This window comes from Kribbella sp. NBC_01505 (assembly GCF_045040285.1).
GTDB lineage: Bacteria > Actinomycetota > Actinomycetes > Propionibacteriales > Kribbellaceae > Kribbella.
In genome coordinates this window covers 4657943-4683570 of the sequence record NZ_CP109425.1, presented here as the reverse complement: position 1 = coordinate 4683570, position 25628 = coordinate 4657943, and the positions used below count along the sequence as shown (strand labels likewise).

The window sequence follows — 25628 nt, the reverse complement described above, 5'->3', positions numbered from 1 at the left end:
CGCTTCACGAAAAGAACAACTTTATTTAATTTATACGTGGACACTGGGGTGGAACCACCTCCCATGTCCCATACCTGTCGTCCCGCAGGGGGGAAACCTGTCATGACCGTGAGCCCGACCGCCATAGCTCCACCCGCCACCGCCGCCATCCAAACGCTTGTCCGCAAGGACAAATCGGACGAAGCGCTCGTGACGGACTGGCGCGAACTCCCCGACCTCGTCCAAGAGGTCACCACATCCTGGCCGCAGAGTCACGCCTTCTACACAGAGGGCGACCATTACACGCCATTGCTGTTCACCGAAAGCCTGCGGCAAGCACTTGCTTTACTCAGCCACCGGGTCCACGCGATTCCTTTAGGACACCGCCTCGGCTGGGAACAGATCAGTTCCTGGATTCTTCCGACCGCGCTGGACGTCCAGAGCAGCGCGAAGAAGGTGACTCTCCTGGTGAGTCACCCGAGCGTCACCCGACGCAGGATGGGTTCGGTCTACCTGATCTCCCGCATCGACGCAGTCAGCGCCGGCCGCCGGATCGGCGGCGCCGAAGTGCGCTACAGCGCCCATCCCCCGGCGATCTACAACCGCCTCCGCGGCCCCTACTCCTCCGCCAAGGACGCCTTCAGCAAGGCTATCCAACTCACGCCACCGGTAGCACCCGCCCTAGTAGGCCGCAGCAACCCCGGCAACGTCGTACTGACTCCACTGGACCAACCCCTGACCTGGCAGCTGCGCGTCGACACCACCCACAGCGTCCTCTTCGACCATCCCCACGACCACGTCCCCGGCATGGTCCTCCTGGAAGCCGCCGCCCAAGCAGCCCAAGCCACCCAACCAACCCCGGTAGCCACCACCCACTTCGACACCCACTTCCACCGCTACGTCGAATTCGACCACCCCTGCACCGTCACCGCCTCACCATCCACGAACGGCGTAGTACAAGTCACCGTCACCCAATCCAGCACCCCCGTCTTCACCTCCGCCGTAACCACCACCCCCTGGCCCACCGAGCCGCAGGTTCACGGATGATTGCTGCCAGCATTTGGTAGTAGGACTCCGTAAACCTGTCGCCGGTCGGGCTAGCACGTGTTTGCGGGGATCCGCTGCCTCTGAGCGGCAGTAGGTCCCCGCAGAGGCGTGATGTGCGGGCATGCCTGCCGGTTCACGGAGTTCTACTGTCACTGAGCGGCAGTAGGCATCCGTGAATCTCGCAACCGGCACCTTCCAGACGACCTCAACTCCCTGACCGCATCCGAACCGGGCCGAAGCTCGCCTTTGTGGAGTGCTACTGCCACCCAGCGGCAGCAGGACTCCACAAAGAGGCGATGGCGGGCACCGGAACGGGGTTGGTGCGCGTCCCGGCCGCCTGAGCTTCCGGGCTTCGGTTGCGGTCCCGGAAAACGAGCGGATCTCCCCGCAAGTTGCTGGTTCTCCCCTCAAATTTTGAGCAGAGAAGGGTCAACTTGAACGGATATCCAGCCAAATTTCCGCGGGCCAGGCAGGCGAGGCAGGCGACCCCAACCGCCGTGCTCAACCACGGCGGCGAGTCAGCTGACAAGCCTCCTTGTCGTCGGGAGCAACCACAGCCCGTCAGCCACAGGCGACGGGGAACCTCGGTCACCGGCCTCGCCATCCGGCCCAGCCACAGACCAGCCCAGCCACCCGTCTCAGGTGATACCGGCCGCAGCGGCGACCAGCCACCGCCCACCCCACCGGCCGAATCCGAGCGGCCGGATGGGACGAGCACATTCAGGAAGGCGGGGCTACTGGGTTGACTGAGTGGATAAGTAGGCGCGCCAACCGCCGTACGGCGTGATGTCTTGCGCTGGGTCGATCGCGTCGGCGGTGCAGAGGAAGCCTAGGAGGCGGCGGCCGTCGGAGAGGGTGAGGGGGCCGATGGCCAGTGGAGGCTGGATTGTGGTGGCGAAGCCGCCTAGTTGGCTCGCAGGGAGCGCCCAGACCTCGACCTCCAGTTCCGCGCCTGAGGTGGCTGGCGTCACGCCGGGGCGGGGGCCGTCGACGAGATACATGCGGTACGTCGGTGCGGTCCGGGTCGACTCGACGAGCCGGGCACCGCGTCGTACCAGCTCGTGGTTGAGGGGCTGGCCGGTGAGGTGTGCGCCGGCGACTGCTAGGAGGACCTCGTCGGTCCATTGGGCAGCTAGGTCGATCAGCATGTAGTCGTGGCCGGCCGGGGCGATCAGCTGAACACCGAAGGGCAAACCGTCAGCACAATCGGGACCAGGAAAAGCGACAGCGCACAAGTCGAGCAGGTTAACCATGTTGGTAAAGCGCCCCAGCCGACTGTTCGCACCGATCGGATCAGCAGCGACCTCCGCGAGCGTCGGATGGTTGGGTGCCACCGGCAACAACAACGCATCAACACCGTTCCACAACTCCGAACTCGCCCGAGCAAGCGAGGCCAGCCGGTCGAACCCGGCGAAGGCTGCCGACGCCCTCAACGCCTCGCCGCCGCGGACGATCGTCCGGACGCTCGGATCAACCTCAGGCACATCATCCAGCTTGTCCCCGAACGCCAACCACCGCTCGGCCAGCCAAGGCCCGGAATACAACAAGTCAGCCGCCTCAAGCAGCGGCCGCACATCAACCCGGACCACCTCCCCGAGCCGATGCGCCCCGGCCAACATCTCCTGCCAAGCCTTCTCATACGCCGGATCCAGATCCAGATCGACATCCGGTACGCCGATCACCGGACCACCCGATCGACCGGGCCGACCATGCGGCAGCGACTCGAACCGCCGCGACCACGCATCATCCGGATCGAACGCGACCATCACCTCAAAGGCCCGGCGAGCCGTCTCCACCGTCCGCGCCATCACCGTCACACAATCGAGCGATCGACAAGCCGGCACAACCCCACGAGCCGACACCAGACCCCGCGAAGGCTTGATCCCGACCAGCCGATTGAACGCGGCCGGCACCCGACCACTCCCCGCGGTATCCGTCCCCAGCGCGAAGTCCACCTGACCGGTCGCGACCGCCACCGCACTCCCCGAGCTCGATCCCCCCGAGATGTGGTCCACCGAGAAGACCGAGTGGCACGCCCCGTACGGCGAGCGCGTGCCAACGAGCCCCGTCGCGTACTGATCGAGGTTCGTCTTCCCCAGCGGTACGGCGCCCGCGGAGATCAGGCGGTCGACCACGAACGCGCTGGTCAACGCCGGCTCAACCGTTCGCGGATCACCAGCCGTCGTCGGAACACCAGCCAAATCGATGTTGTCCTTGAGTGCCATCGTCAACCCGCGCAACGGTCCGGCCTGCGGCTCGATCGCGGCCACTCGGGTGATCCATTCGGCGTTGCTCATGCTCCCCACCTCGCCCGTTCCGCATCGAACGCCGCCCGGCGCCGTGCCCTCAGAGTTGCGATGTCCACCGGCGCCTCGCGCTCGATCCGCCGTACGTCGGCAATCGAGAACGTGGATGGCGCGACCTTGAGATCCGCCCGTCCAGCCGCGATCTCGGCCCGCTCATGCGCCAACTGTTCCACGCTCACCGGCGTGAATCTGATCTTGTCGAACTGCCGCAGCAACCACGGCCGCTCGTCACCAAGCCGCCAGACCGGCACAGTCCGCCCAACCAACTGGTAACCGCCAGGACCCTCCATGCCATATACGCACAGATAGATCCCACCGATCCCGACCGCGTTCTGCGGCGTCCAAGTCCGGGCCGGGTTGTACTTCGTCGTCACCAGCCGGTGCCGCGGATCGATCGGAACCGCAACCGGCGCACCAAGGTAGACATCGCCCAGTCCGACCACCAGGTACGTCGCCTGCTGGACGATCTCGAACACCTCGTCCCGCTCGTCCAGATCGTTGACCCGCCGGATGAACTCCACGTTGTCCGGACACCACGGCGCATCCGGCCGGACCGAGGTCGCATACCGACGCATCGCCTCATGCGCCTCCGGATGATCGAACGCGATCGGCAACGTCACCTCACGAGCAGGCAGTACGACGGTCTCCGGGTCGGCGAGCCCAAACGTCAACTGCACAAGGTGTTTGGCCAACTCGAACGGACCAAGCCGCGAGGTGTCCAAGGCAACCAACAGTGATCGCACACCTTCCACGATCTCCGTCACGCCATCAGGTCGCTGCGCTCGCAACGCCTGGGCAAGCAGATGGATCCACACCCGGACAGTCAGATCGAGCTCGGCCGACCCAGCCTCCACCAGCAGATGCCGTTCACCAGCACACCGAATCGTGTACCGATCGGTCTCATGCAGTACGTCAGGACGCCCCGCCGTACCGGCGATAGTGGCAGCAGGCAACGACTCCTGTCGCAGGTCGGCCAGCCACCGCCGCCTCTCCTCGATCGCCGCCGTCGCCACCTCGATTGCCACCGGCAACAACTGCACCCGGTCCCCTGCCCGCAACTGACCGAGCATCCACCGATCGGCCTCGATCACCACCGCCGGTACGACGAAACCGCCCAGCGACGGCCCGTCCTTCCCAACAATGACCGGGGTATCGCCGGAGAGCATGATCCCGCCCACCGGATACGCCGAGTCGTGCACGTTCGACGGATGCAGCCCAGCCTCACCACCGTCGCTCCGCGCCCACCCAGGCAGCGGACCGGCCAGCCGCACGCCCGTCCGATCGGACCGATGATCGACAACCCACTCGGTCCCGAAAAACGAGTCCACCCCGTCGGCAGTCAAGTGATCCGGCGCACCATGCGGTCCCGGGATCACCCGCAACTGCCAGCTGTCCGTGATGACCGGCAGCTCAACGCTCACCGGGCTCAGCAGATTCTCGCGCCGCCCCAACGGCAACTCGTCACCAGCCGCGAGCGACCGCCCGTCCTGACCGCCGAACCCACCCAGCACAAAAGTGGACCGACTACCCAGCACCACCGGTACGTCGATCCCGCCCTCGATCGCGAGATACCCGCGCATCCCCTCGAGCGGACCGAGATCCAGCACAGCTCCGGCCGGCAGCATGACCACCAGCCCCGGCCGCAGCGGCCACCCGTCGATCGTCGCCTGCCGCGCCGCACCGCCGACGCAGACCAACCGATCCTCGTCACAGGTCAGCACAGGCCCGGTCTGTACACACTCCAGCCCCGCCACACTCGACGGATTGCCAACCGCGGCATTCACCAAAGCAAAGGTGAGCTCATCAGCCGCACCCGACGGCGGTACGCCGACATCCCACAGCCCCGGGCGACCGGCCAGATCCTGCACGGTCGTCTGCAGGCCAGGGCTGATCACAGTGACCACAGCCATCGTCACCACCAACCCAGGAGCTGCACCGGCGTCGGGTTCCAGCCGTTGCAGGGGTTGTTGATCTGCGGGCAGTTGCTGATCAGTACCAGGATGTCCCGGCTCGCCGTCACCTCGACGTACCGGCCGGGAGCGGACAGCCCGTCGTCGAACTTCAGATCACCGGACGGCGTGACAGGAACGTTCATGAAGAAGTTGATGTTGTGGGTGAGTTGCCGCTGCCCGATCCCGGCATGGGCGCCGAGCGTGAGGAAGGTCTGCCGGCAGGCGTGCTGGTGCCGGGTGTGCAGGCCGTACCGGATGACGTTGCTCTCCTGCGAGCAGGCACCACCGACCGTGTCGTGCCGCCCGCAGGTGTCGTCGGTGATGACCGCCAACTCGTCGCGCCGAGTCGAGAGCAACCGCGATCCGGTCGTCAGGTAGACGGCGCCCTGTTCACGAATCGTGTCGAACGCCGAGTAGCGGTTGTCGATGTCATGCGCGTCGTAGAACAACGTGTCCACGGCCTGATTTCCCTGCAGGTCGACGATCCGCAGCCGACCGCCCGCCGGGACGGTCAGCAGTGCGCCCTCGCCCGCTTCCACCACCTGGTCCAAGGCGTTCATCGGACCAACTCCAACGCACGAAGGGCTTCCGGCCGCAGCTCAGGATCGCCCGGCTCCGCAGTCCCAATCTGTACGCCGACGCCGCCGGCAGGTCCCGTCGACAGCGGATGCGGTGTGGTCTGGATGAACACCAGCAGGTCCTGGTCGGCGCGCAAGGTCACGCTGTCATCAACGCTCGCGTGGCCCGGAACGTATGTGAGCGCGGCCCCCGAGGAGATCCCGACCTTCGAGAAGAAGTTGATGCAGCCATGAAGATCGGCCGCACCAAGACCGTGTTTCGCCAGCTCCAACAGGAGCAGCGGGCTCGGGATGAACCCGGTCAGGCAGTCATGCCAGTCGAGCGTCGAGGCAGTCACCGTGGCCAGGGCCAGACCGCGATCGGACATCAGCACCAGTCCGGCATGGATCCGGGCCGACATCTGCGACTTCAAGGTGTCCGGGATGTTCAGTCGATCGAGGCGGTCGCCGCCGACGATCAGCACCGAGGCGTTGGCGTCGGCAGCCAATGCGGTCAACGTCAGCGCGCGCCCGGCCCGGATCGGGAACGACCAGGCAGCGTCACCAGGGATCTCGTGCTTCATGCGGCCACCTCGGCAAGGTAGGCCTGCCGCTGGGAACGATAGGCGATCAGGCCGCCGATCCCCACGATCGCGAGCGTGAGCAACGGAAGATAGTGCAGGTACCAGCCCTCGCCCGCCGGGTCGTAGACCTCCGCGCGCGGCCAGCCCAGGTTGATCGCCATCGCGAGTCCGTAGCTGACGGCAACGATATTGATCACCAGACCGAACCGTCCGAGCGAGAACAACGGCCGCCCGTTCTCATCGGTGCCGCCGGGCAGTCCGTTGCCGGTGAGGCGCCGTACCAGCATGGGTGTGGTGACCATCAGGTAGGCGATGTAGAGCAGCATGATGCAGACGCTGGCCAGGCCGAGGAACAGACCGGCGTTGCCCACATTGACCACCAGGCAGACCGCAGCGAGCACGCCCGGTACGACGGTCGCCGCGACCGGGGTGCCCGTCCGCGGCGAGACGCGGCGGAGCCAGGCCGATGCGGGCAGCACGTTGTCCCGGGCCATCGAGAAGATCATCCGTGCGGCCGCGGTCTGAATCGCCAACGTACACACGCAGACCGCGAGCGCGACGTCAAGAAGCAGGAGCTTGCCGGCGGTGGTTCCGAGCCTGCTGGTCAGCACGTACGGCAGGCCTTGGGTGGCAAGGTTGCCGTCGGTCACCGACGGCGCGGCCATCAGCGCGGCGATGATCAGGAACGCGCCACCGACTCCGGAGGCGACCACCGCGCGGATGATCGTCCGCGGGGTGGTCGCGCGCGGTTTGTGCGTCTCCTCCGCCAGCTCGCCCGCGCTGTCGAAACCGACCAGCACGTACGCCGCCATCAACGCCGAGATCAGCAACGGAACGACGTACCCGGTGGTGTTGTCGAGGTTGGTCGTGTGCAGAACGACGGACGGACCGCGCTCGGCCTTGCTGGTCAGCAGGACGACGATCAGGACCACACCGACGAGCTCCAGGGTGACGCCGATCGAGTTCACCACTGCCATGATGCGGACGCTGGTCGCGTTCAGGATGGTGGTCGCGACGAGCAGGATGCAGCCGAGTACGACGGCGTTCGTGGCGCCGTCCTTGGAGGCCAGCGCGGGATCGGTGCCGACCAGCTGGAACCCTGACCAGACCGCGGGCAGCACGACCTGCAGTGCGATCGCCGCGGCCGCCAGCGTGATCGTCTGCGCGATCACCATCGTCCAGCCCGCGAACCATCCGATGACCGCGCCACCGAGCCGCCGGGCCCACTGGTAGATGGCGCCGGACAGCGGGTAGCGGGCGGCGAGTTCGGCGAAGCACAACGCGACCATCAGTTGACCGGCCAGGACAGCGGGCCAGGTCCAGAAGAACGCCGTACCGCCGAAGCTGAAGCCGAGCCCGAAGAGCTGGAAGACCGTGGTCAGGATCGAGACAAATGAGAAGCCGGCCGCGAACGACGCATAGCTGCCGACGCGACGGGACAGTTGTTGCGCGTAACCGAACCCGCTGAGGTCCGTCGCGCCGGGCTCGATGGTGGTTGTGTCAGGAGCAGCTGACATTCCGGCCTCCGTTGGTTGGCCCGGAATGCGACGGCAGCCCGGGGCCTCTGCGGCCTCCCGGGCTTTTGTCCCGCCGTGGAACGGTGCACGGAATGCACCGTCTCCCCTCTCGGACCAGACCCACCGGATGGTGGCGGAACCCTAGGGGCGCCCCGCCGTTCCGGCGGGTCTGTTCCAGTTCAGGACCCAACGGTTTCAGGAACACTCTTCAGTTGTTGCGTCCAGGTAAACGCCTGCTCTCACCAAAACTCAGTTCTCACTAACTGTTGAGATCTGCGAGGGTCCTGGGAGCTTTACCCTGCTCGACCCACTTCACGAGCGCGCCCAGCGGGTCGGTCGGCGCCGGGCCGCCACCGCAGTGGCCGGCACCGGGGACGAGGAAGAGCCGGTAGAAGTTGTCGACTCGGCTCATCGACTGCTCGACGCGGTTGCGGTAGTCGACAGTGCCTTGGGCCGGGATCAGGCTGTCCGCGAGGCCGTGCCACGAGAGCAACTTGCCGCCGGAGCGCCGGAAGCCGGACAGATCAGGGTTGTCGCTGCCGATCACCTGGTTGTACTGCGCCTGCGACTGCCGGAACAGCTTGTAGAACTGGGCATACGTGAGCTTGCTGGTGTCGTAGGCCGGGTCGAGCTTGAGGAAGTTGCGCACCCAGCTGTCCGGTACGACGAACGGAACGGCGTACGGCGGGTGGTCCTGCGTGACGGCCAGCCCGTTGAACGGCGTACCGCGGGTGAGTCCGTACCAGAGGCCGCGGGGCCCGTCCCAGATCTTCCGGACGACCCGAGCGTCGGCGGCGGTGATCTTCACGGTCTTGCCTTCACACAACACGGTCTTGCCGATCAGACGCTCCGGCGCCCAGTGGCAGTTCACCGGATCCTGGATGACGCCGTCCCGGCCACACGCCTGTACGGCGGCCTTGTTGAACTCCTCGAGCTCACAGTTGGTCGGGTAGGTGTGCTCCTGGTTCATCACCACGGCCGGCCAGATCGCGGCCACCGTCCAGCGGTCCCAGTTGATCGCGGGTGAGGCAGCGAGGACGCCGTCGAAGTCATCAGGGTGCTGCTGCGCCTCGATGTACCCCTGGCGGCCGCCGGTCGAGCAGCCGTTCCAGTACGAGTACGACGCCGCGCGGCCGTAGTACTGGTTGGTGACCGCCTTGCCGACCTCGGCGAGATCGTGCAGCGAGCGCGAAGCGAAGTTCTTCAGCAGGCCCTGGTCGACCTTGCCGTTCTTGAGCGCCCACGAGTCCGCGGTGAACGGCGACCCGGTGACACCGGCATCGGTCGAGGCGACGGCGTACCCGGCCTTGACCGCGTTCGCCCACGGCGCGCCAAACTCCCCCGCCGCGTAGCCGCTGCCGCCGAGCGCCTGGAAGCGCCCGTTCCAGCCGCCCTTGGGCAGCCAGACCGCGGTCTTCACGTGATCCCCGGCGCCCGGATGGCTGAGTTGGACAGTGACCTCGCAGTACGCCGGTACGTCGGCGACCGGATCGTTCGGGAACGGCGGATTGGGCGGGAAGGTGACCGTGCCACCGGGCCGGTCAACGGCCGTCACGGCGTCGATGTGGGCGCCCTGCGGAGCCTTGACGGACAGGTTCGAACAGGCGCTGGGCTCAGCCGCTGAACTGCTCGGCAGCGGGACGAGCACCGCGAGTGGGACGATCGCCGCGAGTGGGACGATCGCCGCCGCCACCAGGGTCAGAAGTCGTTTCATGATCCCTACCGAACCAACAACGCGCAGAGGCAACCAGGGATACTTTGTCCTGTGATCCAGGGCACAGGACTGAACCGGGCGATGCTCGCCGACTTCCTGCGGACCCGTCGGGCGCAGCTGCAGCCGGAGGACGTCGGGCTGCCGCGGGCGCGGCGCCGCCGGTCGGACGGCCTGCGCCGCGAGGAGGTCGCCGAGCTGGCCGGGGTCTCGGCCGACTACTACAGCCGGATCGAGCAGCAGCGCGGGCCGCGGCCGTCGGAGCCGGTTCTGAACGCGCTCGCCGACGGCCTGCAGCTGACCGATGACGAGCGCAACCACCTCTTCCGGCTGGCCGGCTATCCCAATCCACCGCGGCACCTGCACGACCGAGCGGCCCAGCATCTGCTGCGGGTCATGCAGCGGCTGGAGAACACGCCTGCCCAGATCTGCAGCCATCTGGGCGAGACGCTTCGGCAGAACGAGCTCTCGGTCGCTGTCTTTGGCGATCACTCCGCGTTCGAGGGGATACAGCGGTACTGGGCGTATCGCTGGTTCATGACTCCGGCGGAGCGGGAGCTTTACGAGCCGCGGGACCACCACCGGATCTCGCGGGCGATCGTCGCGGAGGTGCTGGCCACCCACGCCACCTCGGATCCGCAGGCAGCCGTCCTGGTCGACACCTTGCTCGCCCAGAGCCCCGAGTTCGCCGAGGTCTGGGCCGAGCATCCGGTGTTCGAGCAGGACTGGCCGCGGTTACACCTGAACCATCCGTCGGCCGGTGCGCTGGAACTCAACAGCGACTACGTCGTCGACGCCGACCGCTCGCAGTTCCTCGCCATCTTCACCGCCGACCCCGGCAGCGCGGACGAGGAGAAACTGCGACAGCTGGCCAAGCCTCTCGACGACTTTGTCTGGTAGTTAGAGACCGGTTGCTTTGGCGTTGCGCTCGAAATTGGACCAGATGGCCGAGGTGCAGTTGGCGCAGGACGGGCCGAAGAACTCACCGCGGGCCTGCTGGTCGCCGAGCAGCCAATAACGGAACCAGGCCGTGATCGCGCCGCGGAAACCCCCACCGTCCGGGCTCACCACGAAGTGATCGGCGCCCTTCAGCTCGGCGTAGATCGCGGGCACGTGACTGCTCTGCGTGTAGCGGTCGTGCACTCCGGACGGCCAGACGATCAGATCCGCCGAGCCCGCGAAGTACAGCGCCGGACCATGCAGCTTCGCGGGGTCGTTGAACGGCCCACCCTCGAGCGGCGCCACGGTGTCCACGCGCGGATCCGCACCCGCGCCGACGGCTGCGCCACCACCGAGCGAGTGACCGGTCGCGCCGACATGCTCGAGGTCGACCTTGCCCGCGAACACGCTCCCCGCCGTACCGTTCTGTGCGGTCAGCCAGTCGAGCCCCTTCAGCATCGGGTCACCGGAGCCGGACTGCCCCTCGCCCGCAGCCACGATGAAGCCGTGCGAAGCGAAATGATCGAACAGTGGCTGGTACGTCGAAACCGTGCCGAGCGCCCCGTTGCTCCACAGGATCACCGGGTGCTTGGCGCATCCGAGCGTCCCCAGCTGAGCCGGCCGAATGATCGTGGTGCCCTGCCCATTCGATGCCGACGTCACGGCGTACGGGCCGGGCGCTGCCCAGTTCTTGTTCACCGACGGGCAGCCGGCGGCCTGGGCAACTGGCGTCAGGTTGACGACCAGAGCGGCGGCCGTGACGACGATCGCGAGCAGACGTTTCACTGAGACTCCTTGGAGGCGTAGAGAGTGTTCAGCGAGTGGGCGTATTTGTCCCGCACCACCGAGCGCTTGAGCTTCAGCGTAGGTGTCAGTTCGCCGGAATCTGTGCCCCAAAGGGACTCCAACAGTGTCCAGCGTTTCACCTGTTCGACCCGCGAGAGCCGCTCGTTGCCAGCCTTGACCGCCTGCTCGATCTCAGCCCGTACGGCGGGATGCGCGGCGGCCTCGGCCGGAGTGGTCACCGCGATCTTGCGTCCCGCGCACCACTGACTCCAGCCGGGATCGAGGGCGATCAGGGCCACCAGGTACGGGCGGTTGTCGCCGTGCACGTAGACCGATCCGATCAGCTCGGAGGCTGACGACAACGCCTGCTCGACGTTCGCGGCCGAGATGTTCTTGCCGGCCGCGTTGATGATGAGCTCCTTCTTACGGCCCACGATCGACAAGTAGCCGTCGGCATCGATCTGGCCGAGGTCGCCGGTGTGCAGCCAGCCATCGATGAAGGTGTCGGCCGTAGCGTCCGGCCGGTTCAGGTAGCCGGGCGAGATGATCCGGCCGCGCGCCAGCAGTTCACCGTCGTCGGCCAGGCGCAGTTCGACCCCGGGCAACGCGCGACCAACCGTGCCGAGCCGTGGTTCGCGCAGCGAGTTGAGGGTCAGTACTGCGGAGGTCTCGGTCATCCCGTACGCCTCCACGATCGTGACGCCGAGGCCGCGGAAGAGCATCAGCACCTCCTTCGCGATCGGTGCCGCGCCGCTCACGGCGACGACCAGCTCGTTCAGCCCGAGCGCGAGCCGGATCCGGCGGTAGACGAGCCGCTCGAACAGCGCGTGCTGGAACCGCAGGCCCGGGCCGGCCCCCGTGCCGACCCGGGCCTGGCCAGACCGGCGGGCGATCGCGATCGCCTTCCGGAGCAGCGCCCGCCGTACTGCGGACTGTTCGGTGACGGTTCGCTCGGTGATTGCCCCGAGCAACTTCTCCCAGACCCGCGGGACCGCGAGGAAGATGTGCGGCTGGATGGCCGGCAGCTCGTCGGCGAGGGTGCGGAGGTCGCGCACGTACGTGACTGTCGAGATGAGCGCCGTACCGAGGTAGTGGGTGATCATCCGCTCGGCTAGATGGGCCAGCGGGAGGTAGGAGACCTGCGTGCGGCCGGGCTCGGGGAGCTCGCCTAGATCCTCGGTGACGCGGGTGAGAATTCCTTGCAGGACTGTGCAGATCCCGGCATGGGTGACGATCGTGCCCTTCGGCGGACCCGTCGTACCGGAGGTGTAGATGATCGTTGCCGGATCGTCCGATTGCACCTTCGCCGTTGCTTCCTGGACCTCGCCGATCCGCTCCGGCAACGACGCTGCCGCGGCGGCGGTGAGGACTTCGAAGGACAGTACGCCGACCGGCGCCGGGCCGGGGCCGATCACGATGAGCGTCCGCAGCTCCGGCAGGCTGTCCTTGATCGCCAGCCAGGTGGGCAGAAACTCCATGCCCACGATGCAGACCTTGCATGCCGAGTCGGCTGCCACATAGGCGAGCTGCTCGGCGGCCAGGGTGTTGTAGTACGACGAGGGGGTCGCGCCGGCCAGCATGGCGCCGACATCGGCCAGGACGTGCTCGGCCCGGTTCACCAGTTGCAGGCCGACCACGTCACCGGGTTCGATCCCCAGGTCGAGCAGGACGAGGGCGATCGCCTGGGCCTCACGTTCGTACTCGGCCCAGGTCAACCGCCGTTCGCCGTCGACGATCGCCATCACGTCACCGTGCTCGGCCGCGTTACTTGCCACAAGATCTGGCACAGTCAGGTCGAGGACTGTGTCGTGATTCATCGCGCCGCCTTGGTGTTTTGTCAGCAGGACGTTGTCGCGGGGCGGTTCTGGAAGCGGGCACCCAGCCAGTTCAGTGCATTCGTTCCCCACAGGGAGACCGTGACGACGTGTCCGCCGCCGGGAATCACGTGCCACTCGAGGTTGGTGCCGGCTGCGCAGTAGCGGTTCTTCAGAGCGACAGCACCGGCGTACGGGATGAGCTCGTCGGCGGTGCCGTGGTAGAGATAGACCGGCGCGGACGGCTTGACGTTGCCGAGCTTGTTCTCGTTGAGCCGCTGCTGCCAGCGCGGGTCCTTGATCACGTTGGGGACCGTGGTGAAGTCGTTGAGCTTGCGGCCCGGCGCGAGCAGCGCGATCTCGGCGACACAGGCCTGCTTGATCTTCGCGAACAGCTCCTTGCCCTGCGCGGTGAGCACGTTGTCCAGCGGAACATCCGGGTACGCCGTCGCGAGGCCTGCTGCGGCAGCGGCCACCAGGCCGAATCCGATGCCACCGTCGTTGCTCGCGGCAACCAGGTCGAGATCAGCCGGTACGCCGCCGGTCGCCGTACCGACGACTTTCAGGTCTGGCGCATAGGTCCCGGCCTGCTCGGCCGCTGCGGCTGCCGCCTGACCACCCTGGGAGTAGCCGAAGACGCCGATCGGGGCTGCCTTGTCGAGCCCGGCGGCCGGGAGGCGGGTCGCGGCGCGGGCGACATCCAGGAGGGCGCGGCCCTCGGATTTGGCGGTCGCGTAGGTGTGGGTTCCCGGCGTACCGAGTCCTTCGTAGTCGGTCAGTGCGACGGCCCAACCCTGGCCGATGGCTTGGGCGATGAACGCGACCTCGACCTCGGTACCGGTTCGGATCTGGTACGACGGCGCGCACTGATCACCCATGCCTTGTGTGCCCATCGCGTAGGCCACGACCGGGCGTTTCCCCGGTCCCGTCCAGGCGGTGAGCGGGGTGATCACCGTGCCGGACACGGCGTTCGGCGTACCGGTGGCTGATGTCGAGCGGTAGAGGACCTGATCCGCGCGGGTCGGGACGGGGAACAGCCGGAGGATGTCGACGTACAGGTCCACCTTCCGGGTCCTGAGGACATCCCCGGCAGCGACGTTCGGCAGCGGGGACGGCGCGGTGTAGAAGGGGTCGTTCTGCGGGGTCGGCGGGCGCGGGTCGGCCGAGGCCGGCGCGACGCCCGCGAAGGAGAGGCCGGCGACGGCCAGCCCGATGACGAGTCTTCGGATCACGGTGGGTACCTCCGGGGCGGGAGAGTGGTAATGAGGATTACCCGAATATAGGGCGCGGGTTAGGCTGTGACAATGCCCTGATCGCTGGTTTGTTCGGTTCGTTCGGTTCGTTCGGTTCGTCGGTCGGTTCGTTCGTTCGGAGGTTTCTGGTGGCGTCGACTGAGCGCAGCTATGGCGGCGTGCCGCTGGCTCGGCGCCGGGAGGACCGCCGGGCACGGCTGATGGCGGCGGGGGTCGACCTGTTCACGTCGACCGGGTACCAGCAGACGAAGATCACCGAGCTGTGCGCGGCGGCCGGGATGTCGACCCGGGGCTTCTACCAGGAGTTCGAGACCAAGGAAGCGCTGCTTCTCGAGCTGTACGTCCGGACGAACCAACTCGCGCACGACCACGTCAGCCAGACCCTGACCACTCTGGAGACAACCGATCCGGCCGCGCGGATCGACGTACTGATCGACGTCTATCTGGCCGCCGTCACCTCGGATCCGCGACTCGCTCGCCTGAACTATGTCGAGGCGGTCGGGGTCAGCCCGGCGGTCGAGGCCCTGCATGTGGAGTGGGTCGGTCGCTGGAGTTCACTGATCGAGCGTGAGGCGGACCGGATGGCGGAGGCCGGCCTGGCCCCGCGGCGGGACTTCCGGCTGACCGCGATCATGATCGTCGGCGCTATCACCGGCCTGCTCCGCGAGTGGCAGACACACGCTGCGCGCTACCCGACGACGGAGATCGCGGCCGAGGCGAAGGCGCTGATCCTGAGCTCGATCACGCGCGGCGCCTGAAGGTCGGTACGGCAGGGTGTAGACGCTGCCGTCCGACAGACCGAGCGTCCAGCACGAACGACAGCAGGTGGTCGCGTCCCACCAGCCCGCCACGCGTTCGCGCACCACGGCATCCCCCGATGAACTCCACACCTGCCGCCCTCCGTGCCTCCCCGACCACCCAGCCACCCGTCGCGGCCCCCGCCGTACCACTCACACCCGCAGCAGAATCGCACCAAAGGTGGGTCGGCTTCTCTTTGTGCACGAACGCCCACTTTGGGAACCCACCAGTCATCTGCGCCCCCTCAGAATGGTTGATGGGCTCCCAAAGTTGCAGAGTGCGCCCAAAGGTGCGCCGGCTTCTCTTTGTGCACGAACGCCCACTTTGGGAACCCACCAATCATCCGCGCCCCCTCAGAATGGTTGATGGGCTCCCAAAGCTGCAGAGTGCACCCAAAGGTGGGCCGGCTGCTCTTTGTGCACGCGATCTGCTTTGAGCACCCATCGACCCGATTTCGGCTGCCAGAGTGGTTGAGCGGTGCTCAAAGGCGGCGGTCCGTCCCCCGCGGGCGGAGGGGTGGCGGCGGATGGGACCGCGCGGCTCGGGGCGGGAGCGCGGGGCGGAGCGCGGGGCGGAGCGCGGGGCGGAGCTGCTCGGGGCGGAGCGCGGGGCGGGGCCTGCTCGGGGCGGGGCTGCTCGGGGCGCGGGGCGGGGCGGGGCGGATGAGGTTGTGCTGTTGTTCGTGCGGCTGGGGGGCTGAGCTGGTTGGATCGGCCTAGGGACAGGAGGTGTGTGGTTGGTGGGTCCCCGGGTTGCGGCTGGTGAGCGTGGCGGGCTGGGGTCTTGGGGATATACGTCCTGTGCTTCGGAGGGTCAGCGTCGGTTCTTAGGAGGGGTTATGGAGTGGCGGGACTTGCCGTTGGTTGAGTGTCTTCGTGGGGGTGAGGCGGAGATGCTGCAGTTCGCGGTGGATCGGGTTCGACGGCAGTTCGCTTGGAAGACGGGTGGGCTGACGGCGGAGCAACTGCGGCGGCAGCATCCGCCATCGACTATGACCTTGGCTGGGCTCGTCAAGCACATGTCGTTCGTGGAGGCCGGGTTCACCGCACGCGCGGCTGGGCGGGCGATCGAGGCGCCGTGGGACGTTCGGGATTGGGTCGCGAACGACAACTGGGGCTGGGAATCCGCGGTCACCGACGATCCGCAGGAGTTGTATGCGCTGTGGTACGGGAGCGTCGAGCGCTCGCGGGCGACCTGGGTCGAGCTGTCCGCGGACGGCGGGCTCGACGTGGAGATCGACGAGGGCGACCCCGACTGGATCACCAGTCGGCGCCGGATCCTCATCGACCTCCTCGAGGAATACCTCAAGCACACCGGGCATGCCGACGTACTGCGGGAAGCTGTCGACGGTCTGCGCGGCAACGATCCCGAATGAGGTGGTGACTCAGTTGGCGCGGCTGGTGTTGATCTCGCCGTTCACGCCGGCCGGGAAGAAGCCACCCTTGCTGACCTTCTTCGGGTTCAGGTAGACCACGTTCAGGACCTGGTCGGCGCCCCGGCTGAACGCGATACCGTTCGCGTCCGTCGGCACGATGTTCGTCCGGCCCCGGTACGTCGTACCTTGGTCGACGTCCGTCTTGCCGTCCAGGCTGTCGCGGGCGTTGGAGATCGCGACCGACGGTGCTTCGAGACCGCGGGATACGAGCGTGGTGCGGATGTTGGCCGCGTGGTACGCCTCGACCGCGAGGATGCCGGCGGCGGCCTCAAGGTAGGTCTTGTTGGTGATGAGCGGGGCCGCACCCTTGTACGCCGTGACGCCGACGTCCTCGAACACGTACGCCGCCAGCAGGAAGTTGTTCTCGTTGGCATAGGCATCGAACTTCTGCCCCGGCTTGATCAGCTTCGCGGCGGTCGCGGCCGCGGTGAAGGCGGCGTCGATGTCGATCGACGGTCGCGCGACGGCCGCCTTGCCCAGTGCCTTGCGCAGGAACCGGACGTGCGCGAGTTCGTCGGCCGCGATCTCCTCGGCGTACGAGCGCACGACCTTCGACTGGAATCGCACCTTCCGACCGCCGCGTACGCCGCCCAGCTTGCCCTTGCCGTGAACGTCAACCGCAGACAGTCCGTAACCACGGACCGCGCGCAGGTAGAACTCGGCCTCCAGATACTCCAGGTTCAGCGCGAAGTTCAGCACCGCGCCATCGCTGGGCTTACCGGTAGCGGCGTCGGCGGTCGCTTCGGCGGTTTCCGGGTTCAGGATCCCGCCGGCGAGCAGACCACCACCCGCCAACCCCGCCCCGGCGCCGACCACTCCCGCGGCCCGCAGAAACTTCCGACGATCCACGTTGCTCTCGGCACTGCGCTCGATCGCGTTCCGGATGAACAGCTTGTCGAACATGCTCGTCTCCGTCAGTGAGATTCCGGCGAGCCGAGCGGCCCACCGGCCATGACGAACCATCGGGCGAAAATCAGGCCCATCCCCCACTCTTCGGAGCCACCTCCCCACCGGATAGGTCCGAACACCCGCCACACGTGGTCAGCGCGTTCTCGGACGTTGCGGAGTCTGGTGCCGGGGGTTTGGCCGGTACGGCGGGGGCGCGCTCGAATGCGGCCGGCGACGCACACGGTGGCTAATCGCCACTGCGGCCGGCCGACAGAGGACGAGTGACGGGTTCGCTGGGATGCGGCCGGCGACGTGCGTGGTGGCTGCTCGGCGCTGCGACCGACTGGCAAAGGCAGGGCGGCGGAGTGTGCCCAGATACGGCCGGCAGGGTACGCGGGGGTTGCTCGCCACTGCGGCCGGCCGACAGAGGACGAGTGGCGGGGGTGGTCTTTGAACTGAGGGGATGGTGCGGTCGGCGATCGCGTTCACGTTGTCTGGGGCTGACGGGTTGTGGTTGCTGCCGGTGGTGAGGGGGTCTGTTGGGTGACCCGTCGCGACGGTGAACTACTCGACCTGCGATGCCCACCCAACACAACGGTCACTGTCAACGCGGCCCGTTCATGTACGCCAGCCATAGCCCGTCGGCCGGAGGCGGCGAAGATCCTCGGTAGCCGGCCTCGCCAGCCCCCTCAGCCACAGGCTTGCCGCGCCCGAAGGTTCGGTGGCCGCCGGAGGCGGGCGAATCGCGCCTTTGTGGAACCAAATGGGCACCCAGCGGCCGCGACGTTCCACAAAGCGAGCGGATGCAGCTCTGCGGGGAACCGGGGAAACCTGCAGTCGCTCCGGTTAACGTCCGAAGATACGCAGACCAGGTACTGCGATCGTTCGGACGTTAGCTAGTCGGCCTTGCGGAGCGGAGGGTTTAGTAGGTTTGGTAGTAGATTAGTTGGCCGGATTCACCGGGGGCGGCGCCTTCGCTGGGGATGAAGAGGGTCATTACTAAGGCGTTCTGGCCGTTGGGGGCTTTGAGGGCGGTGACGCTGGGGTTGGCGAACGCTGTGCTGCCGCCGTTGGTGCGGATCGTGGTGCGGTCGGCGTTGCCGGTCTGGTAGTCGTAGACGAAGGTCCGCCAGGAACCGAAGTCACCCTTCGTGTACTGGCCTTCGATCAGGCCGAAGTTGTAGCCGCGGAAGGTGGCTTTGTCGCGGTCGCCGATGTTGCCGCCGACGCCCCAGTGCAGTAGGGCGTTGTCGAAGTTCGGCTGGGCTGCGGTGGTCCAGGAGTTGAAGTTCGTCAGGGTGCCGCGTTGCTGGCGGTCGCGGTCACAGTTCCACCAGTAGTGGCCGCCGATGTCGATCGTCGAGTGGTCGATATCCGGTGACAGCGTGACGCTGTAGATGTTCGGCGTACCCTCCGCGCAGGACGACAGCCGGCGCGGTGCGTCGAAGGCTCGATTCACCTTGCCTGCCAGCAGATCTGCGCGGTTGGTGAAGTACCGGAAGGCCAGGTGGTTGTTGCCACCACCGGCCTGCTCCTGCTCCCACGCGAGCACGAACCCGCCGTTCGACGCCTGCACGATCGTTGGTTGCGAGGCCGGCCCGGTGTTGCTGCCGGCGAGCTCACGCACCCAGTGCCAGTTGAGCAGGTCGGTCGAGGTCGCCAGGTTCACCCGGAAATGGCCGTCGCCGGCCAGGTGGTGCGAGACGGCGAGATAGCCGCCGGTCGTGTCCTGGATGATCTTCACCGTGTCCATCACATGACCGGCATCGTCCTTGGTGTTGTACCGCTTCCCGGTCGCGCCGGAAACGTTCTCGACGATCCCGCGCAACTCGGCCCGGGCCGGATCGGACGCGGCGGTGGTGGTCGCAGCGGCCGAACCGGCGGTCAACGTGGCGAGTGTGACAACAAGCAGAACAGCAAGAGCTCTGGGCATGGGCGGCATCCCTCGCAGTCAGTTGTTCAAGGCCCCCCAGGCTAGCGAGGTCAGCGCCTCGCTGCCCAGATCAGCGTGTGCCCGCCGTCGCCCTCCGCGGCAAACTCCGCCCGCTCGACCACCAGCCCCGCCGCCTCGATCCACGCCCGGGTCGTGGCTGTGTCCGCGTGACTCCACCACATCGGTACGTCGCCGCCCAGCCAGTTCTCCTCTGCGCCGGTCCATGCGCCGACGCCGACCGTGGCCACGAACACGCCGCCCGGGCGCAGCCAATTGCCGATCCGCTGCAGCAGCGCCTCCTGCTCGTCCAACGGGATGTGGATCAGCGAATAGAACGACACGATCGCGTCGAACGAATCCGCGGGCAGCTCGAGCGTGGTCGCATCCGCCTGCAGGAACGTCGCCGCCGGAACCCGCTCGCGGGCGCGCTCGACCTGCACCCCGCTGATGTCCACGCCGGTGACGTGATGCCCGGCCTCGGCAAGCACCTTCACCACCGGCACCCCGGAGCCACAGCCGAGGTCGAGAATCCGGCTCCCGGCTGACAATCCCGTCAGGAGTTCGGCAAGCCAGTCCCCGTACTTCGTGTCCCCGTCAAATGCCTCGTCGTACCGAGCCGACAGCGCGTCGTACCCCCGCCGTACCAGCTCCTTGGCTTCTGCGTTGTCCATGCTCCGAGGCTAGGCATCACGGCCGCCTACCGCGATTGGTTTTCGGGAGCGGTGGAGGGTGACGGCGGAGAGGAGGCAGACGGCGGCGGGAACGAGGAGGGCTTTGGTGGGGCTGGTGAGGGTTGCGGCGCCGGTGGCCGCGGCGAGGGTGAGGGTTTCGACGGTCATCCGGGTGGTACTGAAGAGGGCCGCACCGGCGCCGCCTCGGTGGGACGGGACGTGCTTGAGGGCTTGGCCGTCGGGCACACCCTCGGTGAGTCCTAGGCAGATGCCTAGCAGGGCGGCGCCGATGAAGAGGGCCAGCGGTACGTCGGTCAACTGGAGCACGACGGCGGTGGCGGTGCAGACGACCAGCGCGGTGATGACCAGCGGTGATGACCAGCGGCGGGCGATTCGTGAGGCCAGTAAGGGAAGGACGGTCGAGGGGATGGTGAGGAGGCTGAGGAGCAGGCCGACTTGACCGGCGCCCAGATGCGCTCCTAGCTGGGGCAGGACGGTGAGGCCGACGACGAGGACTCCCATGAAGGCGCCTGTCGCCAGGGCATAGGCCCGGTACGCCGGGATGCGCAGCAGGTCGAGTGGAATCGCGGGATCCGGCGTACGGCGTTCCACTCGGACCAGCCACGCGAATCCAGCGGCTGTGATGAGCAGCAACCCGACCGTCGCCCAGACCGGCAGGGCGAATCCGAAGGCGGTCACGGCCGCCGCGATGGTGAAGCCGAAGATGACCGCACCGGCGAGGTCGAAGTCCTTCGGCAGGTCGCGGGTCCGAAGGCTCGGTAGGCCGATGGACATCAGGACTGCGATGGCCGCGACGCCCGCCGGTACGACGAAGACCAGCGGCCAGCCGCCGATCGCCATCAGGCCCTGCGCGGCGAAGGGGCCGAGTGCGAGACTCGTGCCTAGTACGGCGCCTAGGTAGCCGTAGATCCGGTGCCGATCCTCTGGCGGGTAGACGGCCAGCACCATCGCCGAACCACCGGCCGCGCACATGGCGGCGCCGATGCCGGCTAGCACTCGCAGAGCGACCAGCGTGCCGAGGTCCGGCGCCAGCGCGGACAGCACACCGGCGACGGCGACCACGATGTTGCCTAGAGCAAAGAACTTCGTGCGCGAGGTGCGGTCGGCCAGAACTCCGGCCAGCAACAGCGCGGCGGCGAAAAGACCGTTGTAGCCGACAACGATCCAGGGGCCGAGGGCATCGACCCCTGGCAGGTCGGCGGTCGCCGCGGGGACAACAGCGGTCGACCCGGTGATGGCCAATGGGAAGACGGCAGTGGAGATGAGGTCGGCGACGAGGACGCGCCGACGATGACGAACAGACAGATAGAACACGGGATGCGCTCCGGAGTCAGCAGATTCCGAGCGCCACGAGGGCGCTCCTGACGAATGGCCAGGAGCGACGGCTCTAGGGGTTATGCGCCGTCACTCTCAGCGACGGCGCACCGTGTCTGTCTTGGGCACGCACCGAGAGTAGCAACGGAGCGCGGAGTTCGGCACGGCCTTTTCGGCTACCAGAGCGAACCGGTGGCGTCCCAGTGACCTTGCGAACGGTCGTCCGTGAACGGCACCAGCCACTCGGTCGGCACGGTCAACGTCTGCACCCGCGGCAGCACGATCGGCGTACCGTCCGGGGTTCGCAGGTTGCCGATGATCTCGTAGGTGCCCTCCGGCAACCCGAGCTCCTGGCACTGCTCCGCAGTCAGCGTGACCGCCGTGGTCGGGCTCAGCACCGACCGAACCCCCTCGGCGGCCGACTCCTCCAGCCCCGTCACAGTGAGCGGAAAAGTCGCTCCCCGCAGCGCGCCAAAAGTCAGCCGCTGGTCCCCTTCCAGCACATGCGGGACCTCGACCAGATACGTCGTACCGACCTCGACCTCACCCCAGAGCACCCCTCCAGGCTCCGCGCTCCACCCCCAATTTGTCCAGCAAGAGATCAGCAGTCGAGCTGGAACAGGAGGAGGGTGCTACCGCTCGAGTCGGTCCAGAGGTGTGCCAGCAGGCCGATGTCGGCGCCAGGCGGCGGATATCCGTCGTCGGAGATGTAGTGCGGCTTCCAGGTGCCCGCCGACTTGAACCGATGCACGACCTCCCCGTCGAACAGAACGAGGGGAGTGCCCGGATCAGCCTGAAGCACCTGCTCGACCTCGGCGGCGGTGAGCCACTCGTCGTTCGCCTCCGTATAGACGTGCTCGGTGCCGACGACCAGCTCATCACCGTGGAGCTTGTTCGGGCGATAGCTCAGCTCCGGAGCGGCCACCAGTAAGTGCTTGATCACGCCTGGAGATTACTCGCGGCCGGGGAGGCGGGTGGTGATTTCTTGGAGGATCCAGGTGTTGTTGTCGGGGTCGGGAAGGTGGCTCGGGTGCTGTAGGTGGTGCGAGCGGGGTCCAGGCCGGGGGTGAAGCCTTCGGTGGTTCGGTGGAAGTAGTCGGTGACCTCGACGCCGGCGGCGATGAGGGCTTCGCGGGCGGTGACGATGTCGGCGACGACCAGGTAGGCGGTGGCGGAGCCGGGGGCGGCGGGGGTGAAACCTTCGGGGCCGAACTGGACGGAGGTCGCCGAGCCGGGCGGAGTGATTTGTACGACGCCGGGCGGGGTGACGTCGAGGCGCCAGCCGAGGCGGACGTAGAAGTCGCGGGAACGGTCGACGTCCGAGACCGGAATGATCAGGACCTCGATCCGCTGGTCGAAGTCACCGAGTTCGGAGGTGTTGGTAGGCATGGGCCTACCGTCAGGCCGCTGCCGGGGTGTTCGCACCAGGGAAAGTCACTGGAGCGCGGTGCGCAGTTGCCTGCGTCACCCGGCGGCCCTCCGCCTCAGCGGTCAGTGCCTCGAGCAACGACGACTTCCCGACCCCACCCCGTGCCGCATCGACCATCCCCCGCAGTACGGCGAGCTCCCGCTCCCACCGCTCCAACCTGATCGAAGCGGGACCGCGCGGTGTGGCCGCGGCCACGATAGTTGCGTTTTGCCACGATCTCGGGAAGGGTCGAGAGGCACGTTTGTCCGATTCCTAGTGAAAAGTGGAGGCGCGCCGAAGCGAGGCGTGAATCAGCTGTGGCGATCGATTTCGACAGCCAGCAAGTAGAACCTGACCACGCAACCGAGCATCCTGCGCTCGCGGCACCACCACCGCCCGGTAGCCGAAGTACCGGTTCCGGGCTCGACCGGATCGTGTTCGGCGTCACGGCGGTGATCGCACTCGCCTTCGTGGCTTGGGGATTCGCCAGTGCGACCAGCCTCGGTACGGCGTCCGGCTCGGCCCTGACCTGGGTCGAGACCAACACGGGCTGGCTGTTCGTGCTGCTCGCCTCGGGGTTCGTCGTCTACGTGTTGTGGCTGGCGGCCGGCCGGTACGGGCGGATTCCGCTCGGGGCGGACGACGAGGAGCCCGAGTTCAAGACCGTGTCCTGGGTGGCGATGATGTTCAGCGCCGGGATGGGGATCGGGCTGATGTTCTACGGCGTGAGTGAGCCGTTGTCGCACTTCATGAAGCCGCCGCCGGGCACGGTGGAGGGTGGATCCGACGCGGCGCTGCAGACGGCGATGGCCACGACGTTGTTCCATTGGACGTTGCACCCGTGGGCGATCTACGCCGTCGTCGGCATAGCGATTGCCTATGGCACCTTTCGGCGCGGGCGTTCGCAGCTGATCAGCGCGGCCTTCGCACCGCTGCTCGGGAAGCGGACCGAGGGACCGATCGGCAAGGTGATCGACAGTCTGGCGATCTTCGCCACACTGTTCGGGTCGGCGGCCTCGCTCGGGCTCGGCGCGCTGCAGATCGGGTCCGGTGTGCGGATCCTCGGCTGGCTCGACAAGACCGGGAACGCCGTGCTGGTCGGAGTGATCGCCGTACTGACCGCGGCCTTCGTCGCGTCGGCGGTGTCCGGTGTTGCCAAGGGCATCCAATGGCTGTCGAACATCAACATGGTGCTCGCGGTGGTGCTGGCAGCGTTCGTCTTCGTCGTCGGACCGACCGTACTGATCCTCAACCTGGTGCCGACCGCGATCGGTGACTACCTGCGCGACCTCGCCGACATGGCGGCGCGGACCGAGGCCAGCGGCGGCGACGCGATGGCGACCTGGTTGTCCAGCTGGACGGTCTTCTACTGGGCGTGGTGGATCTCATGGACGCCGTTCGTCGGCATGTTCATCGCGCGGATCAGCCGTGGCCGGACTATCCGGCAGTTCGTCACCGGCGTACTGCTGGTGCCGTCGATGGTCAGCCTGGTCTGGTTCTGCGTCTTCGGCGGCGCCGCGATCGACACCCAGCGGCACGGCGTCGACATCGCCGGCCAGTCGACCACCGAAGGTCAGCTCTTCGGTCTGCTCGACCATTACCCGCTGGCGTCCGTGACCACGATCCTGGTCGTCGTACTGGTGGCGATCTTCTTCGTCTCCGGCGCCGACGCGGCCTCGATCGTGATGGGCACACTGTCGCAGCGGGGAGCGATCGAGCCTCGTAAGGCGGTGGTCATCTTCTGGGGTGTCCTCACCGGCGCCGTCGCCGCGGTCATGCTGCTCGTCGGCGGCGGTGGCGCGAAGGCCCTGCAGGGACTGCAGAATCTCACCATCGTCGCGGCGCTACCCTTCGCGATCGTGATGGTCGGCCTGGCGGTTGCGCTCGCCAAGGATCTCCGGACCGACCCACTGATGCTGCGCAAGGCGATGGGCAGCGAGGCGATGGAGGCAGCCGTCATCGAAGGCGTCACCACCCACGGCGACGACTTCTCCCTGGTGGTCACCGGCAACGGCGAGGAGCCGGTCAAGAAGGAGTGACGGCACCGACAAGCCTGAGCGCGTACGTCGCGTAGGTGGTCTTCAGGTCCTCGATCGACCGATCCCGGCCCATCCAGGTCTGGACCTCGGCCGCGAAACCGGCGGCCGAGTCGTCGATGTGCCCGGGCGGGCGATACCAGACCGCGAGCCGGATCCCGAAGCCGGCGATCGCGGCGATCGCGGTCCACGGATCGTCGCAGTCGAAGGCGCTGAGGTCGTTGCCGCGGTCGATGACGGCCCGCATCAGGTCGATCGCCTCCTTGCGGCTGGCGGCGACATGGCGCAAAGCACTCTCGGTGAGCATGCCGAAGTCGTTGTGCGCGATCGTCGCGAACAGCGGATACGTCGTGTGGAACTCGACGTTCGCGTGCACGAGCGCGCTCAGCTGCGACGCCGGATCCGGCCCGGCCTCCAGCAGCCCGGCGCGCATCCGGTCCCGGATCTCCTCGTTGGCGAGGAACACCAGCTCGCTGAACAGATCCGCCTTCGAGGCGTACTTCGCATACAGCGAGCTCGGCTGCACGCCGAGATGCGCGGTCAGGTCCCGGACCGAGACGCCGTGATACCCGCGGGCGGCGAACAGCTCGACCGCGGCCTCCAGCAGCCGGCCCTTCGCACCGTCCGCGGCCAGCCGCGGCGGCAGCACTACGGGCAATCCTGAGGGCATCTCACCTTC

General features: G+C 67.2%; 23 protein-coding genes and 1 riboswitch. Of the genes, 5 read left to right on the top strand and 18 right to left on the bottom strand.

Annotation, left to right across the window (positions count from 1 at the left end):
• Positions 1–102: 102 nt before the first annotated feature.
• Positions 103–1026, top strand: a complete 924-nt coding sequence (locus OG474_RS22140; protein ID WP_405064261.1) for a ScbA/BarX family gamma-butyrolactone biosynthesis protein — start codon at positions 103–105, stop codon at positions 1024–1026.
• 734 nt (positions 1027–1760) lie between these two features.
• Here the strand turns inward: OG474_RS22140 and OG474_RS22135 are convergent.
• The 6 genes from OG474_RS22135 to OG474_RS22110 all read right to left on the bottom strand — a co-directional run bounded on the left by OG474_RS22135 (position 1761) and on the right by OG474_RS22110 (position 9656).
• Positions 1761–3323, bottom strand: a complete 1563-nt coding sequence (locus tag OG474_RS22135; protein ID WP_405064260.1) for an allophanate hydrolase — start codon at positions 3321–3323, stop codon at positions 1761–1763.
• A complete protein-coding gene (locus OG474_RS22130; RefSeq protein ID WP_405064259.1) occupies positions 3320–5242 on the bottom strand; it encodes a 5-oxoprolinase/urea amidolyase family protein in 1923 nt (640 codons plus the stop codon). The genes OG474_RS22135 and OG474_RS22130 overlap by 4 nt, the downstream gene beginning before the upstream one ends.
• A 2-nt stretch (positions 5243–5244) precedes the next feature.
• Positions 5245–5844, bottom strand: coding sequence for an urea amidolyase associated protein UAAP2 (locus OG474_RS22125; protein WP_405064258.1), 600 nt, complete (start codon positions 5842–5844; stop codon positions 5245–5247).
• Positions 5841–6425, bottom strand: coding sequence for a DUF1989 domain-containing protein (locus OG474_RS22120; protein WP_405064257.1), 585 nt, complete (start codon positions 6423–6425; stop codon positions 5841–5843). The genes OG474_RS22125 and OG474_RS22120 overlap by 4 nt, the downstream gene beginning before the upstream one ends.
• Positions 6422–7942, bottom strand: coding sequence for an amino acid permease (locus OG474_RS22115; protein WP_405064256.1), 1521 nt, complete (start codon positions 7940–7942; stop codon positions 6422–6424). The genes OG474_RS22120 and OG474_RS22115 overlap by 4 nt, the downstream gene beginning before the upstream one ends.
• Before the next feature lie 52 nt (positions 7943–7994).
• Positions 7995–8098, bottom strand: a riboswitch (guanidine-I (ykkC/yxkD leader).
• Positions 8099–8201: 103 nt separating this feature from the next.
• A complete protein-coding gene (locus OG474_RS22110) occupies positions 8202–9656 on the bottom strand; it encodes a tannase/feruloyl esterase family alpha/beta hydrolase (protein ID WP_405064255.1) in 1455 nt (484 codons plus the stop codon).
• Positions 9657–9707: 51 nt separating this feature from the next.
• Here OG474_RS22110 and OG474_RS22105 point away from each other — a divergent pair, with 51 nt between their 5' ends.
• Entirely contained in the window at positions 9708–10553 is an 846-nt protein-coding gene (locus OG474_RS22105; RefSeq protein ID WP_405064254.1) for a helix-turn-helix transcriptional regulator, read from the top strand.
• On the opposite strand, the gene OG474_RS22100 is transcribed toward OG474_RS22105, so the two are convergent.
• From OG474_RS22100 to OG474_RS22090, 3 genes are read right to left on the bottom strand one after another with little or no spacing between them, the layout of a single operon-like run.
• The gene (locus OG474_RS22100) at positions 10554–11378 is read right to left on the bottom strand and encodes a hypothetical protein (RefSeq protein WP_405064253.1); all 825 of its coding nucleotides are present in this window, start codon (positions 11376–11378) and stop codon (positions 10554–10556) included. It lies immediately after the preceding gene.
• Complete coding sequence (locus OG474_RS22095) at positions 11375–13195, bottom strand: AMP-dependent synthetase/ligase (RefSeq protein ID WP_405064252.1); 1821 nt, start codon at positions 13193–13195, stop codon at positions 11375–11377. The genes OG474_RS22100 and OG474_RS22095 overlap by 4 nt, the downstream gene beginning before the upstream one ends.
• 20 nt (positions 13196–13215) lie before the next feature.
• Entirely contained in the window at positions 13216–14424 is a 1209-nt protein-coding gene (locus OG474_RS22090; RefSeq protein WP_405064251.1) for an alpha/beta fold hydrolase, read from the bottom strand.
• 149 nt (positions 14425–14573) lie between these two features.
• On the opposite strand from OG474_RS22090, the gene OG474_RS22085 reads away from it, so the two are divergent.
• Both OG474_RS22085 and OG474_RS22080 read left to right on the top strand, forming a co-directional pair.
• The gene (locus tag OG474_RS22085; protein ID WP_405064250.1) at positions 14574–15203 is read left to right on the top strand and encodes a TetR/AcrR family transcriptional regulator; all 630 of its coding nucleotides are present in this window, start codon (positions 14574–14576) and stop codon (positions 15201–15203) included.
• Positions 15204–16081: 878 nt separating this feature from the next.
• Positions 16082–16618 (top strand): DUF664 domain-containing protein, encoded by a 537-nt coding sequence (locus OG474_RS22080; protein WP_405064249.1) that lies wholly within the window; start codon positions 16082–16084, stop codon positions 16616–16618.
• Between the two features lie 9 nt (positions 16619–16627).
• Here OG474_RS22080 and OG474_RS22075 read toward each other — a convergent pair whose 3' ends face one another.
• The 8 genes from OG474_RS22075 to OG474_RS22040 form a co-directional block, all read right to left on the bottom strand.
• Positions 16628–17581: a ferritin-like domain-containing protein gene (locus OG474_RS22075; RefSeq protein ID WP_405064248.1), complete on the bottom strand. Its 954-nt coding sequence runs from the start codon at positions 17579–17581 to the stop codon at positions 16628–16630.
• Between the two features lie 907 nt (positions 17582–18488).
• Positions 18489–19499 (bottom strand): hypothetical protein, encoded by a 1011-nt coding sequence (locus OG474_RS22070; protein WP_405064247.1) that lies wholly within the window; start codon positions 19497–19499, stop codon positions 18489–18491.
• A 50-nt stretch (positions 19500–19549) separates the two neighbouring features.
• Entirely contained in the window at positions 19550–20170 is a 621-nt protein-coding gene (locus tag OG474_RS22065; RefSeq protein WP_405064246.1) for a class I SAM-dependent methyltransferase, read from the bottom strand.
• Positions 20171–20179: 9 nt separating this feature from the next.
• On the bottom strand, positions 20180–21505 hold the full coding sequence (locus OG474_RS22060) for an MFS transporter (RefSeq protein WP_405064245.1): 1326 nt from the start codon (positions 21503–21505) through the stop codon (positions 20180–20182).
• 176 nt (positions 21506–21681) lie between these two features.
• Positions 21682–22062, bottom strand: a complete 381-nt coding sequence (locus OG474_RS22055) for a hypothetical protein (RefSeq protein WP_405064244.1) — start codon at positions 22060–22062, stop codon at positions 21682–21684.
• Between the two features lie 44 nt (positions 22063–22106).
• The gene (locus OG474_RS22050; RefSeq protein WP_405064243.1) at positions 22107–22448 is read right to left on the bottom strand and encodes a hypothetical protein; all 342 of its coding nucleotides are present in this window, start codon (positions 22446–22448) and stop codon (positions 22107–22109) included.
• Complete coding sequence (locus OG474_RS22045) at positions 22445–22894, bottom strand: VOC family protein (RefSeq protein ID WP_405064242.1); 450 nt, start codon at positions 22892–22894, stop codon at positions 22445–22447. Before OG474_RS22045 ends, OG474_RS22050 begins: the two co-directional genes overlap by 4 nt.
• A 10-nt stretch (positions 22895–22904) precedes the next feature.
• Complete coding sequence (locus tag OG474_RS22040; protein WP_405064241.1) at positions 22905–23129, bottom strand: hypothetical protein; 225 nt, start codon at positions 23127–23129, stop codon at positions 22905–22907.
• Positions 23130–23230: 101 nt separating this feature from the next.
• On the opposite strand from OG474_RS22040, the gene OG474_RS22035 reads away from it, so the two are divergent.
• Positions 23231–24952, top strand: a complete 1722-nt coding sequence (locus OG474_RS22035) for a BCCT family transporter (protein WP_405064240.1) — start codon at positions 23231–23233, stop codon at positions 24950–24952.
• Here OG474_RS22035 and OG474_RS22030 read toward each other — a convergent pair.
• A complete protein-coding gene (locus OG474_RS22030; protein ID WP_405064239.1) occupies positions 24939–25619 on the bottom strand; it encodes a TetR/AcrR family transcriptional regulator in 681 nt (226 codons plus the stop codon). The genes OG474_RS22035 and OG474_RS22030 overlap by 14 nt on opposite strands.
• Positions 25620–25628 lie beyond the last annotated feature (9 nt).